The sequence below is a fragment of the Streptomyces sp. NPDC058632 genome, from assembly GCF_042717095.1.
Taxonomy (GTDB): Bacteria; Actinomycetota; Actinomycetes; order Streptomycetales; family Streptomycetaceae; genus Streptomyces.
Window position 1 is genome coordinate 27,675 of the sequence record NZ_JBHXQZ010000025.1, and the last position, 16,840, is coordinate 44,514.

A 16,840-nucleotide genomic window follows, 5' to 3' on the forward strand; every position below is an offset into this window, starting at 1 on the left:
GCGGAGCTCCACTCGTGCAGTTCGGTGGTCAGAAGCCCTGTGTTGTCGACAGGGCGGGCGGGGACGGTCCTCGGGCTCAGAGAGTCGGGTCCCAGTACCCGATCCTCGAACCGTCCGGGGAACCGAAGAGATGCCAGCGGGAGAGGTTACGGTTCCAGGACTGGCAGGCCGTCTCGGGTAGCTGCAGGCAGCCGTGGTCGGCACCTTCGTTCGTGATCATGCAGTTGGGGTCGTACAGGCACGAGTCGTTGTCGACGGCGCGACTCACGACCGCGTCGAGGTTCTGCTCCAGGACGGTCCTCATCGCACCCAGGCTGAAGTCGCTGCCCCCGTTGGGATAGACGGCGAAGGCCAGGTCGTACGGGAACAGGTACTCGGACAGGCTCGTCTCGCTGTACCCGCTGTCGACCGCCAGCGCCCGCAGGATCTGGTGCGACAGGGAGTGCAGCAGACCAAACAGCTCGTGGACCGGGAGGTCGGGGTGTCCCGGAGCGGGTCGTACCTCGTGGGAGAGAGCCTGGCCGTTACTCGGACCGATCTGATGAACCAGCCACTGGGCGACACCGCCGGCGTCATCAAGAGTGCGTCGGCTGACGAGATCATTGCGGACCATCCACCGGCTCACCCGGTCCCGGTCCACCGGGAAGAGCAGTGCTTCCGCCTGGGTGGGGTGCGCGTAGAGCAGGGTCTTCTCGGGAGCACCCCGTGAAACGCGACCCCGGTAGGGCACCAAGTCCGCCTCCTCGGGGCTGAAGCCGGTTCGGCTGTAGCCGATCGCGAGGTAGGTGATCGGCAGGTCACTCACCAGGCAGGTGTCACGGCTGAGGCCGGCAGCTGCCAGGACCCCGGGGTAGCGTCCGTAGAGCGCGCGCCGCTCCGGGTTGCGCGCTTCCCGCTGTAGTCGTGGGACCCCGAGGCGTTCCAGGTTGAGAACGCGACGGTAGGTGTGCAGCTCGGCTGCGAGCCCGCGGGCGTCGTCACTCCCCGCGTCGAGCCCGAGGGCCTTGCCCACCCGGTCTCGCAGATGGTCCACTTCGACCGGCATGAAGCGTGCCCTCAGGGCACGCGCCTGGTCGTGCAGACCGGCCTCCTCCATCACCCGGATGCTCTCGACGACCTCGTCGGGGACGTCCACCGTGTGCCCGTCCGTGAGCCGACGGAACTCGTCCTCGGTGATCTCTCCGAGCCACCAGCCGAGCACGGCCGCGGTGTACAGGGGATTGCTCTGCCGGGTCGCCTCCTCCGTCGTCGTCACGTTCACGAGGGTGAGCCCATGGCCGACGTGCGCGGTTCCCGCGGAGTGAAGCAAGGGGTTCATGAACTTGTCCGGGTAACTGCACGAGGAGTTGCTGCAACTCCACTGCACACCCAGAGGGAAGCCACAGGTCATGCACTCCCACCGGAAGTCGCGGAACCGACTGGCGCGGTCGTCGAGCCTGAACCGGGTGTGGCCCCTGGGGCACTTGCTCGGGGGATACATCGGCGACGTCTCGCCGCACCTGTGCGCGAAGACGAACTGGAGCTGCCGGTTGCCGACGACGCCGCCGCAGGCCGGGCAGGCCGGCGGCCAGTCGTCGGTTCCGGGCCGTGGGTCGCCGGCCGTCCAGACGTGCCCGCACCCTGCCCTGGAGCAGCGCACCACCCGGGGCCAGACGCGGCAGAAGACCTTGCCCGGGACCACGACCTCGTAGTGGCGGTCGGCGAGTCGGTCCTGATCCCCGGGGAACTCGGGTGCCCGGTCGGATCCGGCGACGAACGCACGTCCGGCGGCCCGCCATCTGCGAACGAACCGCATCGCCTCCTGGACGAGGTGGTCACGATCCAGGGAGGGACCGTCAAACTCCTCGTCACGCCCGAGCTGGATCACCTGCGTGGTGTACCCGCCACGGTGGTCGAAGGTCTGGCCGGGCCGGAACCGGAAGAGGACCTGGCCACGGTCGCGTGACATCTCGTCGTTCCTAGGGTTGAACGCCATCACGACCTCCGGTTGTCGGACACGACGTGGAAAGGGATGCCCTCGGAGACGTCACGGAGACTCGTCATCGGTCGGCACTCGAGTCCCAGGTAGTCGCCCGTCGCGCGGTACCCCCGGTTGTTCCCGCCGGCGAGGGTGGCGGAGGCGCCTGCGGAACGGAGGCTGGCGATCGCGTGCTCCACCATGTCCTCCAGGTCGCTCCGGAGCTCCTGTCCCTCCGGTCGATGGGACTGGAAGACCGCATGGAGCGCCTCGAGCAGCTCGGTCAGCTGGACTCCCTCCAGGCCGCCAAGGGAGGGAGCACGGAGAGCGGCCTGCATCTTGGAGAGGTCGTGCAGGTGACCTGGGGCGTTGCCCGCCTGCCACCAGTCGCGGTTGGCGATCTGGAGCAGATGACCCATGAGTATTCCGGGAAGGGTCCTGCGCACCGCGAACCGGCTCCAGCGGTTGATCGCCACCGGCTGGACCATGCGGTCCAGGTACTCGTGGAACTTGCCGTGGTACCGGTAGTGCGAGCGGTCCCGCTCCCGTACCGGGTTGAAGAGCATGAACACGAGTCCGTGGTGTGCCCGGCCGACGCGTGAGGACGCCTGGATGTACTCCGCCATCGACCTGGGCATGCCGTTGAACAGCATGAAGTTCAGTCGGTCCACGTCGACCCCGTGGCTCACCATGCTCGTGGCCACGACCATGCCCGTCTCACCGTTGGGGCTGCTGAGGTCGTCCAGAACGCCACGCACCTCGTCCAGGCGTGTCTCGCCCTTCAGCTCGGCCACGCGGAGGTCCGGAAAGCCCTCCCTGCGCAGCGCCTCGTTGACCTGGGTGTCCAGCGAGCGGCGGATACGGCCGAAGTCGACGAGCGTGGTGGCGTACGTGAGGCTCGTGCGGTACAGGTCGACGACCGCACGAAGCTCGTCCTCCGGCCACGCTTCCAGATCCGGCGGAAGCTCACGGCGCTGCTCGAGCTTCCACAGGGCTCGGTGGGCGGACGTCAGGATCCTGACCAACGTCATCTCCGCCGTTCCACGGGTCGGCATGACCCCGACGAAGCGACGGAGGGGGAGACCTCGGTCCAGACGCCAGTAGAAGCTCTCGTCGAGGTTGGGCCCCGGGAGGGGCACCACGACGGACCTGAGGCCGAAGAGGTGCTCGCTCTGGCGGTCCTCGCCCCGGATGGTCGCGGTCGTCGCCACCACCTTCATGCGGACCCCTCGTCCGTCGGCCCGGTGCCTCGACGTCAGGGTGCGCTGCACCTCCGCCAGGAGCCCCTCGTAGTGCCCCGAGAAGACCCCGAGCTCCTCGTTGACCATGTGCAGTTCGTCGATGATCTCCAGGGAGGGGGAGGGGTCGTAGAGAGGTGTCTCCAGGGGCCCGGGAGCCGTCTTCGGATGACCGGGCGCGTGGCGCTCGTGGCACTTCCCGCCCCGACCGAACCCGTGCGGCGGGCACCAGCAGTCGACGTCCCCCAGGAGCGCGCCGAACTTGTCCGACAGCCCGACGTTGGCCAGCTTGTCCAAGGTGCCGACCACGACCGTGGGCAGGTAGCGGTAGATCTCCGTGTCCACCACGACGATGGGCAGGACCTTCCCGCACTGTTCGTTGCCGCAGACGTGCTCGAGCCTGAGCCGCTGAGGGTCCGGAGGCGGGATGTGCACCGACCGTTCACCGCAGTAGGGGCAGTCGTGCACGAGTCGGTACGCGTGCCGCTCCGCCTCGCTGGACCGAAGGCGCTCGATCGTGCGGTCGGACGTGAGGGAGTTGGGGGTGTTGCCTCCGCCGGCGTAGAAGCCGATGAAGAAGGGCCACCCGGGATCCCCGCCGGCCTCTTTGATGCGGTCAGCGTTCCGGCTTCGGACGGTGTCGGCGGCAGCGACCACGTCGAGTTGCCGCTGTGTCTGCTGCAGCGTCAGAAGCCGCAGTGGGAAGCGACACCAGGCCGAGACGCCGACCTTCTTTCCTCGGGTCCGGTCGTAGAACATGCTCACGAGGACCAGACCGAGATAGGCCTCCGTCTTGCCACCACCGGTCGGATACCAGACGACCGTCGCCGCTTCGGTGGGATCCACGTCCTGGTCGTCACCCCAGAGCCCCGGCGTGAAGAGGTCCTGGGGGTGTTCCCGCCAGGCCAGGGCGCCGAGCTGGCTCACGATGGCCACGAGCTGGAAGAGGCGCCACCCACGGTTCGGTCGCTTCCTCCGCGTGTCGAGCTCCGTCATGGACTCGTTCGCGAGCTGGAACGCGGTCAGCAGACGGTCATCCCGCCGCAGCCACGCAATGCCGTCGCGGAAGCGGGCGACCTCCAACGCGGCGGCCTGTCGGTCGGACTCCTTCCGGCGGGCCAGATCCGGCCTGTCCTGGAGGTCCTCCGTGCTCCAGGCGGGAGCGCCGAGATACGCCTCCATCTCGTCGGCGAGGTCCTCCAGAACGGGCAACGGGTCCGCAGCGAGCGCCGAGTAGCCCCAGCGTTCGTCCGCGCGGGCCACCGCGCGATGGGTGTCATGCTGCGGCACGGGCACGCTGCGGACGGAGACGAGCCGGCCGTCGTGCCACTGCGGCTCGACACCGCAGTTGTTCGCGTACGCCCCCAGGTCTCCCGAGTAGCGGTAGGCGTCGGCACCGAGGTCCATCACGATGGGCAGAAGACGGTCACCGTCGATCTCCAGCCCCGCGCGGAACAGGGCGTTGTCCCTCGCCTCGTCGCGGCGGCTGCGGCCCGCGTTCCTGCCCTTTCCCTGGACGGTCACGACCGGGTCCGTGGCGAGGTTCTGCAGGGTCGCGGTCACCCGGAGCCGTCCCGGGGCCACCGGCCTCGACGTGATGACGACGTGTGCGGCGGGGGCCGGCACCACCGGATCCCCGGCCACCTCTCGGGCCAGCCACTGCTCGAAGGACCTGTCGTCGGCCATCGCTGCAGGGGGCACCAGACGCTCTCGGCGGTCGTTGCCCACGCGACGGTCGATCCGCGGATCACGGAGCGCCAGCTCGACGGCCTCCGAGAAGGCGTGCCGGAACTCAGCCTCCAGAGTCTGACGGAGGCCGGCCTGACCAAGGACGATCTCCACCGGGCCGACCGCCACGTCAAGTCGCCTGAACAAGGGCGCCAGCCGGTACGGCTCCTCGCGGTCGCCGGCCCACTCCAGCTGTTCCGCTCGGGTCGGCAGGGCCGAGTAGTAGAACGACGCCTTCGCCCTGACCATGACGGAGCTGGCGTTCTCGGCCTCGAACTCGAACCCGAGGCTGTCCGGAGTCATCCGACCGTACCTGGGTGCGGCGCCGCCCGGCTCGACGGCGTGGGGGCCGAGGCTCTCCATGAAGTAGCGCGCGCTGGGAGGTTCGCCGAGGCAGACGTCGCCCTGTGCCTCGCCTGTCGCGTCGGTGACCACCGCGCTCACGAGGTGCTCGACGAGGGCCGTTTGCTGGGTAACGCTCGGCTTGAACGGGGGTGTGGTCACTGCGTCTCCCCTTCAGCCTCGGCGTACGTCGCCGACAGGGGGGAGGCGCTGAAGGAGGGCCTGAGCAACAGGGAGGGACCGTCGCTCACGAACGAGCGACGGGGGAGCCGAAGCGGCTCCGACGTACGTGCCGGCGGCGACGAGCATGCACAACCGGCCCGCAGGACAGGGGTGTCCACGGGGATCTCCAGGGTCCGCGAGTCAGAAGCCGCCATGGCACGACGCCATGGCCGGACATCTTCTGCTTCTCCGAACCCGATCAGGATGAGCTCAGGGTGAAGCAAGTTACAAGCCGATAAACCAAGTTGATCGAATCTGTCCGGAACGAGCCGATCATTTGACTATATTGATCGGCTACCGAAGGGGTGCGGGGTGGCGCCCCGTCTCCTCAGGGCCGACGGCTGAACATCATCACCGGGTGCTCCCAGGGCGGTGCAGTAAGCCCCTGGCTGGCCGACAGTCCGCGCGCTACCAGGCGGCGGTTGCGAACTCCTGACTGAGAGATCGCAGTCGAGAAGCGGACGGAGACGGCGGCCGAATTCTTCGGTGCACGTCGGAGGTGCGCGATGGCTGCCGTTGACGTGTCAACGGATGCAAGGACGAACTCCGTCCTTGCATCCGCGGGCGGAAGGCTTAGAACGATCGGGTCGACCTGCATGACTTCGGCGTAGCCGAACGCCGAGACGCGGCTCGGCGATCTCAATTAGGCTCCTACAAAACGCACATGGGGGGCAATGTGACCATCGACGTAGTCGACGCCGTAGGGCTCGTCCGCAAGAACCGGAAGACGCGCAAGCGTTTGCAAAAGGCCGCTCATGAGCTCGATCGGCAGGCCACTGAGGACTCCGTCGCCCTGAACAAGGCACGGCAGATGCTCTACGACGTGGCCGTTCTTCCCTCCCGTGATGTTTACGGGCGTATGAAGAACGTAGATCACTTCGAACTGGCGACGATCGAGAGGCCCACCGCGAGCGATGAGGGGGGTGTCGAGCCACGGCGAACGGGCGGTATCGCCGTGTTGCCGGCCGCCCGCATGGTGGGCGGCGTGCTTCTGGTCGTCGCGCTCCCACTCGTCGTCGGTCCCGCTGTCAAATCGGGGTCCTATCGCGCGGTGCAGAGCCTCGGATCCGCCTCCACGGGCAGGGCGATCAAGACGCTGCGTGGGGCCGCAGCCCACAACGCCGCAGAAGCGTGGTTTGGTCGCGGGGCTGTTGCGGTCGGCGGTGGCGGGCGAGCGGCCGGTAGGAAGATGCTGGACCAGATCGAGGCCACTTCGGGCAAGGTCACGTACGAACTGGCAGCGACATGGCGGATCCAAGCGCTCGAGGCCAGCAAGCAGGAGGAGGCGCAGGTACTGGAGCGGCACGAGGCCGCCGTGAAGCAGAGGCAGGACGAGGCGCTCGCGCTGCACGAGTGCTTCGAGGGTGTGCGGCGAGTCATTCAGGATCTCCGGTCCGAGCTGATGACGAGGTTGCCGTCACTTGTCGCTCTGGTCGACAAGTGTGACGATTTCGCCCGATACGACTCCCGCCAGCGCGCAGAGGTCGCGACGATGGTCGACCTCGACGGTTTCGCGGTGAAGGTCATGAGGTGCCCGCTTGCTGACCCAGCGGGACGCCCGACCGAGGAATCGAAACTCGTCGTCGCCGAAGTCGAGGCGCGACTCCAGGCGATGCAACCGCACGCGTGAGCTCCGCAACTGGAGTGCTGATCTTCATGGACTCGGCGTGAGCTGGTGTTCAGCCGGGTCTCGGAGCAAGGACATCCCAGGGACTTTTCAGGGACTTTCACGTCTGCCCCGGGGAGGTTTCAGGGACTTTCCGCCGCGTAAGCAGGGAAGGCCCTGACAGCGCTGAAAGATGCGAACGCGCTGGTCAGGGCCCATCCGCCTAGCACTCGATGATGTTCACCGCGAGTTCGCCCCGTGCCGTCTCCTTGTACTTGACGGACATGTCGGCGCTGCCCTTCGTGGCCTTGATGACCTTGCCGGCCTCGGTGTACGCGCCCGCCCTCCCATCCCGCTGGTACGCGCCGTGTGTCGACTCGACCGCGCTACGCGCAGCGCCCGCACCATACTCGTCCTGACCGTGTAAAACACCCTGGCCATGGCACTGATCAGCGAGCCGGGGACCGGGGCGTATTACCCCGGGTTCCTAGGCGGCTGGGCGAATGTTCGCCCAGTAGTTGTAGAGGTCCGGGCCGAAACTGGTTGTAGTCGCGTGGTGCGCTTGAAGCGTGTGCGCGGCGCGAACTGAACTCCGACTTTAAGGATCCCCAGAGGCAGCGTCGGTGCGGGCATTGCGAGGGCCCTCTGGTGGGCACTCTCCGTGAATGCTGACGGGTAATCAGGTATTCCTGATGCATCGTCACCTATTCAAGATCATCTTGCACGCGCATTGCACAAGGTGATGAAAGGCAGCGATGAGCAACGGAGGGTCGAGAAAGGGTATAACCGCAGGTCGTGAGGCATTTAGGGGTGTCGTGCCCCGTGCCACCTAAGGGCACGACGCCCCGTCGGTCAGATGTCGCGGAAGATCTCGATCTGCGCCCCGACCGAGTTGAGGCGCTCCGCCAGGTCCTCGTAGCCGCGGTTGATGACGTAGACGTTGCGGAGCACCGAGGTGCCCTCCGCCGCCATCATCGCCAGCAGGACGACCACGGCCGGGCGCAGGGCCGGCGGGCACATCATTTCGGCGGCGCGCCAGCGGGTGGGGCCCTCGACCAGGACCCGGTGCGGGTCCAGCAACTGCAGTCGGCCGCCGAGGCGGTTGAGGTCGGTCAGGTAGATGGCGCGGTTGTCGTAGACCCAGTCGTGGATCAGGGTCTGGCCCTGCGCCACCGCCGCGATCGCCGCGAAGAACGGGACGTTGTCGATGTTCAGGCCGGGGAACGGCATCGGGTGGATCTTGTCGATCGGCGCCTCCAGCTTGGAGGGCCGGACCGTGAGGTCGACCAGCCGGGTGCGGCCGTTGTCCGCGACGTACTCGGGGGTGCGGTCGTGGTCGAGGCCCATCTCCTCCAGGACCGCGAGCTCGATCTCCAGGAACTCGATCGGCACCCGGCGCACCGTCAGCTCGGACTCGGTGACGACGGCCGCGGCGAGCAGGCTCATCGCCTCGACCGGGTCCTCGGAGGGGGAGTAGTCCACATCCACGTCGATGGTCCGCATGCCGTGCACGGTGAGCGTGGTGGTGCCGATGCCCTCGACCCTGACGCCCAGGGCCTCCAGGAAGAAGCACAGGTCCTGGACCATGTAGTTGGACGAGGCGTTGCGGATGACGGTGACGCCGTCGTGCCGGGCGGCGGCCAGCAGCGCGTTCTCGGTGACCGTGTCCCCGCGTTCGGTCAGTACGATCGGCCGGTCGGGGCTGACCGAACGATCCACCACCGCGTGGTACTGGCCCTCCGTCGCGGTGATCTCCAGACCGAACCGGCGCAGCGCGATCATATGCGGCTCGACGGTGCGCGTACCGAGGTCGCAGCCGCCGGCGTACGGCAGCATGAAGCGGTCCATGCGGTGCAGCAGCGGGCCGAGGAACATGATGATGGAGCGGGTGCGGCGGGCCGCGTCCGCGTCGATGGAGGCGAGGTCCAGCGTGGCGGGCGGCACGATCTCCAGGTCGACGCCCTCGTTGATCCACCGCGTGCGGACGCCGATCGAACCCAGCACCTCCAGGAGGCGGTACACCTCCTCGATGCGGGCGACGCGGCGCAGCACCGTGCGGCCCTTGTTGAGCAGCGAGGCGCACAGCAGTGCCACGCACGCGTTCTTGCTCGTCTTCACATCGATGGCGCCCGACAGGCGGCGGCCGCCGACGACCCGCAGGTGCATCGGACCGGAGTAGCCCAGGGAGACGATCTCGCTGTCGAGCGCCTCACCGATACGGGCGATCATCTCAAGGCTGATGTTCTGGTTGCCGCGTTCGATGCGGTTGACGGCGCTCTGGCTGGTGGCGAGTGCCTCCGCCAGCTGCGCCTGTGTCCAGCCGCGGTGTTGCCGGGCGTCACGGATGAGCTTACCGATGCGTACGAGGTAGTCGTCTGACATGAGACTGAGGTTATCTCAGATATGAGATGGCGCCTCCCGGGGGGCTCCTTGGGTGAGCCGTTCGGGTGATGTGGGGTCAGTGTCCCCTGCCGCGCCGGGTGCTGCGCGTGCGCCGCCATCCGAAAGGTCCGGGCAGATCCATCGATGTCGTGCGACGGCCCGTGCTGCTCGTGGTGTGGCGCGGCCCGCGCCCGCCGCCGGTGGTGATGGACCAGGAGCGCTTGTTGATGTTGAGCCGTACCCCCGGAAAGATCCTGAAGCTCCTGCGGAACGTGAGCGGCATCCCTGTCTCCCTCCCTGGGTTCGTGACGTCGAGTGCGCGACGCCCTCCTGGTGCGCATACCCCGTCCGGGCCCGGTGATGACGGGCGGCGGGCATCGCGGGGCGAGGGCGGGCCGTTCCGGTCGGTGTGCCCGGGGCGTGCGGGGTGCCCGGAAGGGGCGGGGTGCGGGGAGTCCGGGTGTGCGGGCAGCCCGGGGCGGGTGTCCTTTGACAGCGAAGTTAGTCGGTTGCGATGCCCTGACCTTGAGCGACTAGGTTCGATGGCAAACGATCGCTCTCCGTCGGTGCCTCTCGTGTCCCGTCTCAGGTGATCTGGTCCGAAGCCGCAGCTGTGACCTGGGGCGACCGGAACGGTTGAGACACCTGGGTGGCCGAAAAAATCTCAGTTGATCTGGAACCTGGCGTCTGAATACTGGCTGTCGTCTCAGTTGATCTGGACTGCTTCCGTCGTTTCGAACTGGACTAGTGGAAGGGCCTGCGAGATTGACCATGCACGATGACCAAGTGGACGTGACCACAGACATCGTTGCGACCTTGATCCAAGAACAGTTCCCTCAGTGGAGCGGCAAGGCGATCCGACTCCTGTCGTCGACCGGGACGGTCCACGCCATCTTCCGCATCGGGGACGACCTCTCCGCGCGTTTCCCGCTGCGTCTGACCGATGCCGCGGAGGCGCTGGCGGTTCTGGAACGGGAAGCCCAGGCGAGCGCGGAGCTGGCACAGGTGTCTCGGTTTCCCGTTCCGGAATCCGTCGCCCTGGGAAAGCCTGGAGCGGGTTATCCCATGCCGTGGTCGGTCCAGACGTGGCTGCCGGGAACGGTCGCCTTCGATGCCGACCCGAGTGGGTCGGACGCTTTCGCCGAGGACCTTGCGGCCTTCATCGCGGCCCTGCGGGAAGCCGAGACGCGGGGTCGGCTTTTCAGCGGCGACAATCGCGGCGGCGTTCTCGCTCACCACGACGCCTGGATGGAGAAGTGCTTCGAGGCGAGCCAGGGGCTGCTCGACGTGCCCCGGCTGCGCCGACTGTGGAGCCACTACCGGGAGTTGCCGCGCACGAGTGCCGACGTGATGAGCCACGGCGACCTGATTCCCGGCAATGTACTCGTTGCGGGAGACCGGCTCGGCGGCGTCCTCGACACCGGCGGATTCGGCCCGGCCGACCCCGCGCTGGATCTGGTCAGCGCCTGGCACCTGTTGCAGCCGGGCCCACGGGAAGTGCTCCGGCGGACACTGGCCTGCGACGATCTGGAGTGGGAGCGCGGCAAGGCATGGGCCTTCGAACAGGCGGTGGGGCTCGTCTGGTACTACGTCGAGAGCAATCCGACGGTGAGCAGAATGGGGCGCCGGACACTCGACCGCATTTTGGAGTCGACGAAGTGATGTCGCCCCGGTCGTAGGCCGTGGCAGAGACGATCGCTTGTTGCCCCCACCGACACAGCACCAACGTGAACAGATCGGCTGAGGCGGGATATCTCGGCTCGATTCAGGAAATTACTGAAAGCGACCCTTTGGAGAGCGGGGGGCTTCCTTTTGCGGCATTGTGCCGTGGAGGGCAGTACTGGCGAACGTAGTGGCGGAGCATCCTGTAGGACACGGAGGCTTCGTGGTCGTCCATGAGCCTCAGCCATATCTCTTTCGGCCCGAGGCCTTCATCTGCCATGCAGGGTCTTTGAGAAGTGACCTTGTGTCCGGGTTCGTCAGATCAGCCCGAGGGCGGTGAGGGGCCGCTGGTGGTCCCGCCCGGTGCGGCGGAGTGCGGCGGCGATGTTGGTGTGGCCGTCCTGGCGGTGGACGCTGATGGCGAGGTTGCGTAGGCCGGCCATGACGCGGGGCAGGTGCCGGGTCCGGATCTTCGAGGCGTCTTCGTGGAAGGTGCGGTCCCGGACGTGGTGGAGCTGGTTCTCGATGTGCCAGTGTTCACGGATCCAGGCGGCGAGCTCGGCTCCGGTGGCCACGCCGGGCGGCAGGCTGATGACCAGGTAGATCCGCTCGATTGTCAGCTTGCCGGTGGCCAGGTCCCGTCGCCTGCGGACGACTTGGAGGGCTTGGCAGGCGTGGGGGTAGTCGAGGTGCGCGAACGCGGCGGTCTTCAGCCGGCGGATTTCGTCGCGGTGGTGGGCCCGGCTGCGCTCGTAGTGGTCCAGGCGGATGTCCCGCCAGGGCAGGCGGCGGACCTTGTCGTGCAGGCCGGGGTGGTTCTTCTTGGCGACGGCCAGGTAGTGGGCTCCGCGTTGGTGCAGGTAGGAAGCGTGAGCGTGCTGGGTGTGCAGGGCGTCCGCGGTGATCACCGTGCCGGTCAGGTCGATGCTGTCCAGAAGTGGGGCGAAGGCCGGGATCTCGTTACTCTTGCCATCGATCTGCCTCTGAGCGAGGACTTGACCGCCGTGGGTCATCGCGGCGATCAGCGTGGTGGCCGGCCGGTCCTTGGTGCGGGAGCCGCGGAGTGTCTTGCCGTCGACGGCGATGGCCCGCCAGCCGGACACTGGGGCCTGACGTTCCTGGAGGAAGCGTCCGATGGCCTGGTCCAGGGCGTCGCCGTCCGCGGCGGCCAGGACGAGACGGATGGTCGTGGAGTGCGGCGGGCGGATCAGGCCGGTTAGCGGGTCGGGGTGGAACCCGAGCAGGGCCAGGACCCTCTGCGGTGCATCGGCGACCCACTCGCCGATCGCCGTGATCGAGGCGGCACCGGACAGAACGGCGGACGCCGCTGCGGCCAGTAGGGCCGTCCACGGGTGGCGGACGCCGCGACGGGCCCGTGGATCAGGCACCTCGACCAGGTATGTCCGCAGGTCAGCGATCGTTTCCGGCGCGACGGGAGCAGAAACGTCGACCAGCTGTTCCAGTCGGGACGGCATATGGGAGGAGGGACGGCAGGCATGGACTCGCTCGGTACTCATACGGATTCGACCCCCACATGATCACCAGCGGTCATACCTGCACTGCCCCCCCGGTCCTGCCCGGCCACGAGCCGACAAGTCGTCACATCCATTGCCGAGCAATAGGTGAACCGCCCGCCTCGAGACCTTTAAAGACCCTGCTCCCTTACCTCGGGGCGACCACCAGGAGAGCGACCTCGAACAACACCAGCCCGATCAGGTCGCCTCGCTTCCACAGCGGCCTCCGGGAGGCGATGACGGTCTCCACACGGCCAGGCTCCGTCGGGTCATAGCGAACCACGACCGTATCGCCGGCCCGAGTGCCCGGAGGAACCTCGCCCTCAGTGGCTGAGCATGTCATCTTGCGTCCGTCCTCCGTCCGGAAGCTGAGGAGGAACGTGGGGCCGCCCTGTCCTCGCCATTCACGGTCGTAGCAGCGCGCGTCCACCTCCACGCCGCGCGCCCGCACCAGTTGGCGTTTCCGAAATACCCAAATGAAGGCGATAAGACCGAGTAAGGCCAATATGAGGTGCACGAGGTCCGAATCCACTGCCGACCTTTCTGGAGTTCAGCGCAGCCACGAACGGTACCCAAGCACCAGGGTCTTTGAGGAGTCTCGAAGCGGGCGGTTCACCTGCTGCTCAGTAATGAAAGTGATGGCTTGTCAGCTCATTGCCGGGCAGGGCTCGGAGGCAGTGCAGGCATGACCGCTGGTGATCATGCCTGCACTGCCTCCAGGTCGCTGTCGACAGAAGCCGACAAATCGACACATTCAGCGCTCAGCAGGCGAACCGCCCACCTCGAGACTTCTCAAAGACCCTGATCTGCCATGGCCCGGATGTCCTTGATGAGGTCGTTGTCGAAGCCTCCATAGCTCCGGTCGACTCCTCGGGGAGGAGGTTGCATGGTGTCCAGGACGAGGCGGACGAGACGTCGAGGGACTTGGTGCCGTAGGGCCAGGTCCTGAATGGTGTGACCTCTGCGGGCGTCGATGTAGATGAGCAGGGGGAGATGGGGCTGGCCGGGGAACAGCTCTGTTCGAGATGTGCGTGGGTTGGGTTTCATGCGGCCGCGTGGGGAGCTGGCGTCAGCGAGTGCCCGGTCCAGGGACTCCTCGGAGCGTCCGGAGACAGCGGCCAGACGGGCGAGTTGGGGCTTGCCGAACCAGAAGGGCGGTCCGTTGAGGAAACAGTGCAGGTAGCTCGGCTTGAGATGGTTCGCGCGGGCGAGGCGGCGGACGTAGGAGTCGGTGATCTCGTCGGCGCAGGGGCGTAGTCGAACCGGCAGTGGAGCCAGCCGGTGGGGCAGCTCAGGCGCTGGGCGAGTCACTTCAGCTGGTTCTTCTTCGGGTTTTCCGCAGCGTGGTCCAGGGGGACTGCGTAAAGGCCGTCCTTCGTCACGCGTTCTGTGGCGTTGAGGATCGCGTCGATCGCGGCGCCTCGGATCGCGTGGGACAGCGCGCCGATCATGCCGTCAGTTCGTTTGTGGAGGTAGCGGTCCAGCTTGACCAGGCTGCCCGGTGGATGGTCGTGCAGGAGAAGAGTCTGCTCCAGGGTCGCGACCAGGCCCTTCCACTCGTCACCGTAGGGGAACGGGCGGGTGGGGACGAGGGTGAAGCGGCTCGCGATCTGGGCGCCCCGGGTGCCTGCCAGCAGTTCGCTGGTTTCGAGGTTGATGCCCGCGTGGACGAACGTCGCGGGGAGGCGTTCGGAGAAGTACTTCAGGGTGTCGGAGACCTCGGCACCGGCCCGTGTGACCTGCGACACGTTGTGGATTTCGTCGACCAGAACCAGGCCGGTGCGGGTGTCCGTGCAGACGCCCACCACCGCTTCGATGATGTCGGTCATGTTTGATCTGGCCCGGACTGGCAGACCCAGAAAGCGTGCGAACTCGGCCGCGATCATGCGTGCGGTCGCCGCGGGCGGGACGGTGATGTAGAGCACTGGGATGCGGTCGGCGACGTTCGGGTGGCGGGCCCGGTCGAGGAGTTCGTGGGCGAGCCCGAGCTGGGTGAGGGCGCTGGTCTTGCCCGTGCCGGGCAGCCCCGAGACCATCAGGCCGCGACGAGCGCTGATCGCGTGCCGGTTGAGCAGGACCAGCCGTCGGCCGCAGACCACCGTCTCCTCGACGAACGAGGTGGCGACCACGAGCATCCGGGCGTGATGATCGAGCCGGTCCTCGTCATAGAGCGCCCGCTCGACCGGAGACAGTTTGCCCAGCTCAGCGAGGGTCAGCAGGACCGGGGGCTGGGGCGGGCCCGCAGTGAACTTCCGCCATCCCTCCAGGGTCGTCAGTTGCCGGTTGGTCTCGGCATCGGCCTCCCGCAGAGAAGTCGGCCGGGCTGCGGGTTCGGAGATGGTCACGGACGCCTCCAGGGGTTGGCGAGCGGATCAAACAGGCCCAGCGGGATGACCTTCGCCGACTCGGTGTCCGCCTGATCGTCCTGAACTGCTTCGGCGGTGGGCGGATCGGGGACCGGCCGGTCGGAGGCAGTGGCCCGGGTCTGCGCGGCGACGCGCCGGGACCGCTTCGTCGCATGGTCCTTCCGGTGCTGGTCCGTCGTGTGCCCGCCGCAGCAGGGCAGCGGCGGCATCGGCGATCTGTTCCTCGGTCCCGCCCGGGACCTGTTCGCGGGCGTGGTCCCAGGCCATCTCGCCGAACGGGACGCCGACGCGGTGCAGATGCTTCCAGAACACCGTGATCCACCGGGCAGGCTCGCTGCGGCGGTCGCGTACCCAGACACGGGAGACGTCGCAGGGATCGTAATGGATCTCCCACAGCCCCTTCTTCTCCGCCACCCCGGAGTGCTGGCGGCGCAACGGGGTCAGCTCGGCGTCGTCGTAGGTGCGGTGGTTGATCCGGATGCCGTAGGAGTTGATCGCCTGCCAGCGTTCGGGCAGCAACTCGACGTAGTCCGCGCCGCTGAACGGGGCCGGAACGTAGCCGCACGACTCCAGCAGCATCGCGTACTTCTCGTTCGGCGTGAAAGCGCGCTTCGGTGAGTCCGGGTCCCTCAGTGCGTCGTGTGGGCGGTTCTGCCAGATGATGATCCACTCGTCGAGCAGGCCCTGGAGTTCGGGCAGGGACCACAGCGGTCCGTTCTCCAGGCCCCGGCCCCGGCGGTCCACCGACCGTCCGGTGTAACCCGCGACGAACTGCGCGAACAGCGTTGCCACCGAACCCAGCGTTTTCTCGATCGCGCCTTTTTCGAAGGGCGACGCCTTGTGCGTCGGCTGGAGGCTGGTGCCCAAGTAGCGGCAGGACGCGCGGAAGTTGTTCGAGATGAAGACCTTGCCGTGGTCACAGACGATCGTGTCCGGCACGATCACGGGTCTTCCAGCCGCGTGCTCCAGCCGCTCGTCCAAGGCCGTCAGCCGCCGGTGCGGCAGCACCGATCTCGACATCCGAAGAGCTTCCGGCCAGCCAGGACGCATCATCTCGGGGGTGATGCTCCGGGCCAGGAGGGCGGAGGCGTCGGCGGCCTTCGTCGTCGGCCGCAGCACCGCGGCGGCCAGTGATCTGGTCGCCAAGTCGATCATGGCGGTCAGCTCGACCTTGCCGGCAATGCCGTCGTCCAGCCGGACCAGGACGTCCAGCGGTGTGGAGTCGATCTGCATCCACTCGCCCGGCGCGCAGGCCGGCACCTCCCCGAACGGTCTGGCCGGACGCGCGTTCACCGAACGGCGCGTGGTCGCCGAGCCCGTCGCGTGAGTGCCGGCCGCCAGCTTGTCGAACAGCCGGTAGAGCGTGCGCTGTGAGGGAACCTCGATGTCCTGCGCGTCCTCACGGGAGGCCAGGATCTGCGTCGCCCGCCAGACCACGAAGCCGATCGTCTTCGACGACGCCTCGGCTGTCTCGCCGATCGCCTGCTGCATCGCCTCGACCACCGCCGGAGCCACCCGGCCGAAGGACGGCATCTGCTTGGCCGCCCGGCCGTCGGCCAGTCCGACCAGCCCGTCCCGCTGATAGCGCTGGCGCCGCTGCTTGACGCCGCTGGCCGTCATCGGGTGCCCGGCTGCCGTCAGCTCGGAAGCCTTGGCCCGCTCCCGCTGAGCCAGCGAGTTCCGTTCCGGGTCGAACTCCGGGCGCGGCACCGTCCCCGCAGGAGCATCCGGCGGCAAGCCGTCCAGCACCTCCAGAATGTGCCTCTCCCACCAGCGAGCCTGTTCCGCAGCGGTGTGCGGGAACTCCGCGATCCTGGCCGACG

At 67.5% G+C, this 16,840-nt stretch carries 11 protein-coding genes; 2 read left to right on the plus strand and 9 right to left on the minus strand.

Going from position 1 to position 16,840, the window contains the following annotated elements; all coding sequences use genetic code 11:
* Nucleotides 1-76 precede the first annotated feature (76 nt).
* Nucleotides 77-1,948 carry a hypothetical protein gene (locus tag ACFWVE_RS12275; RefSeq protein ID WP_384011637.1) on the minus strand — a complete coding sequence of 624 codons (1,872 nt, stop codon included), beginning with the start codon at nt 1,946-1,948 and terminating at the stop codon, nt 77-79.
* A 26-nt stretch (nt 1,949-1,974) separates the two neighbouring features.
* Nucleotides 1,975-5,427, minus strand: a complete 3,453-nt coding sequence (locus ACFWVE_RS12280) for a helicase-related protein (RefSeq protein WP_384011641.1) — start codon at nt 5,425-5,427, stop codon at nt 1,975-1,977.
* A gap of 736 nt (nt 5,428-6,163) precedes the next feature.
* On the opposite strand from ACFWVE_RS12280, the gene ACFWVE_RS12285 reads away from it, so the two are divergent.
* A complete protein-coding gene (locus ACFWVE_RS12285; protein WP_384011646.1) occupies nt 6,164-7,117 on the plus strand; it encodes a hypothetical protein in 954 nt (317 codons plus the stop codon).
* Nucleotides 7,118-7,945: 828 nt separating this feature from the next.
* On the opposite strand, the gene ACFWVE_RS12290 is transcribed toward ACFWVE_RS12285, so the two are convergent.
* The gene (locus ACFWVE_RS12290) at nt 7,946-9,475 is read right to left on the minus strand and encodes a UDP-N-acetylglucosamine 1-carboxyvinyltransferase (protein ID WP_384011650.1); all 1,530 of its coding nucleotides are present in this window, start codon (nt 9,473-9,475) and stop codon (nt 7,946-7,948) included.
* Between the two features lie 76 nt (nt 9,476-9,551).
* Entirely contained in the window at nt 9,552-9,758 is a 207-nt protein-coding gene (locus tag ACFWVE_RS12295; RefSeq protein ID WP_384011657.1) for a DUF4236 domain-containing protein, read from the minus strand.
* Nucleotides 9,759-10,246: 488 nt separating this feature from the next.
* Between ACFWVE_RS12295 and ACFWVE_RS12300 the strand changes: the two genes are divergently transcribed.
* The gene (locus ACFWVE_RS12300; RefSeq protein WP_384011762.1) at nt 10,247-11,137 is read left to right on the plus strand and encodes an aminoglycoside phosphotransferase family protein; all 891 of its coding nucleotides are present in this window, start codon (nt 10,247-10,249) and stop codon (nt 11,135-11,137) included.
* A 317-nt stretch (nt 11,138-11,454) separates the two neighbouring features.
* On the opposite strand, the gene ACFWVE_RS12305 is transcribed toward ACFWVE_RS12300, so the two are convergent.
* From ACFWVE_RS12305 to ACFWVE_RS12325, 5 genes are all read right to left on the minus strand, one after another.
* Nucleotides 11,455-12,654 (minus strand): ISAs1 family transposase, encoded by a 1,200-nt coding sequence (locus tag ACFWVE_RS12305; RefSeq protein WP_384011661.1) that lies wholly within the window; start codon nt 12,652-12,654, stop codon nt 11,455-11,457.
* 145 nt (nt 12,655-12,799) lie between these two features.
* Nucleotides 12,800-13,183, minus strand: a complete 384-nt coding sequence (locus tag ACFWVE_RS12310; RefSeq protein ID WP_384011666.1) for a DUF3592 domain-containing protein — start codon at nt 13,181-13,183, stop codon at nt 12,800-12,802.
* Between the two features lie 260 nt (nt 13,184-13,443).
* Nucleotides 13,444-13,962, minus strand: a complete 519-nt coding sequence (locus tag ACFWVE_RS12315; protein ID WP_384011670.1) for a hypothetical protein — start codon at nt 13,960-13,962, stop codon at nt 13,444-13,446.
* The gene (locus ACFWVE_RS12320; protein WP_384011765.1) at nt 13,959-14,960 is read right to left on the minus strand and encodes a TniB family NTP-binding protein; all 1,002 of its coding nucleotides are present in this window, start codon (nt 14,958-14,960) and stop codon (nt 13,959-13,961) included. The genes ACFWVE_RS12315 and ACFWVE_RS12320 overlap by 4 nt, the downstream gene beginning before the upstream one ends.
* 63 nt (nt 14,961-15,023) lie before the next feature.
* Nucleotides 15,024-16,766, minus strand: coding sequence for a Mu transposase C-terminal domain-containing protein (locus ACFWVE_RS12325; protein WP_384011673.1), 1,743 nt, complete (start codon nt 16,764-16,766; stop codon nt 15,024-15,026).
* Nucleotides 16,767-16,840: the final 74 nt, after the last annotated feature.

Coding starts and splice junctions, on each gene's coding strand:
- ACFWVE_RS12300 (WP_384011762.1), top strand. CDS start 10,247: ATGCACGATGACCAAGTGGACGTGACCACAGACATCGTTGCGACCTTG.
- ACFWVE_RS12305 (WP_384011661.1), bottom strand. CDS start 12,654: ATGAGTACCGAGCGAGTCCATGCCTGCCGTCCCTCCTCCCATATGCCG.
- ACFWVE_RS12295 (WP_384011657.1), bottom strand. CDS start 9,758: ATGCCGCTCACGTTCCGCAGGAGCTTCAGGATCTTTCCGGGGGTACGG.
- ACFWVE_RS12290 (WP_384011650.1), bottom strand. CDS start 9,475: ATGTCAGACGACTACCTCGTACGCATCGGTAAGCTCATCCGTGACGCC.
- ACFWVE_RS12275 (WP_384011637.1), bottom strand. CDS start 1,948: ATGTCACGCGACCGTGGCCAGGTCCTCTTCCGGTTCCGGCCCGGCCAG.